The organism is Actinophytocola xinjiangensis (assembly GCF_001921215.1).
GTDB classification, from domain to species: Bacteria; Actinomycetota; Actinomycetes; order Mycobacteriales; family Pseudonocardiaceae; genus Actinophytocola; species Actinophytocola xinjiangensis.
Map to the genome: position 1 here is coordinate 1 of NZ_MSIF01000070.1, position 675 is coordinate 675.

At 69.3% G+C, this 675-nt stretch carries 1 protein-coding gene; it reads left to right on the forward strand.

What is annotated here, in order from left to right; translation table 11 throughout:
- Positions 1 to 244 precede the first annotated feature (244 nt).
- Positions 245 to 675 (forward strand): ATP-binding cassette domain-containing protein (locus tag BLA60_RS41865; protein ID WP_154815005.1); only part of this gene is annotated, 431 nt, incomplete at its 3' end.

Genomic DNA, 675 nt, shown 5'->3' on the forward strand with positions numbered 1-675 from the left:
CTGCGTGGGTATGACGTTGACGCAACGTGGCGTGTCCGTGGGCGACAGCTCGCGTGTCCGTGGCCGCTTGTCGTCGTCGCACGCGGGCGCGCGCCGGGCGGATTCCGATCCGCCTGTTCGCTGATCGTCCCTTTCCCGACGTTCTCCGGCCGCCCGTGGTGTTTCCGGGTGGTTGGCCTACGTTCCCCGTTTTCCCGGTCTGTCCGGGAGCGGTCGTTCACCCCTGTGCGAGTGAGGACATCTCATGCCAGACACCGCTGTCTCCGTTTCCGGGCTGGACAAGTCGTTCGGTTCGACCAAGGCCCTCGACCGGCTCGACCTGACCGTGCACACGGGGGAGGTGCACGGTTTCCTCGGCCCGAACGGCTCCGGGAAGTCGACCACGATCCGGGTGCTGCTCGGTCTGCTGCGGCCGGACACGGGCACCGCGACCGTGCTCGGCGGCGATCCGTGGCGCGACTCCGTCGCCCTGCACCGCCGGCTGTCCTATGTGGCCGGCGACGTGAACCTGTGGCCCAACCTGACCGGCGGCGAGGCGATCGACCTGTTCGCCCGGTTACGGGGCGGGTTCGACCGCGCCCGGCGCGACGCGCTGTGCGAGCGGTTCGACCTCGACCCGACCAAGAAGGGCCGCACCTACTCCAAGGGAAACCGGCAGAAGGTCGCGATCGTGGC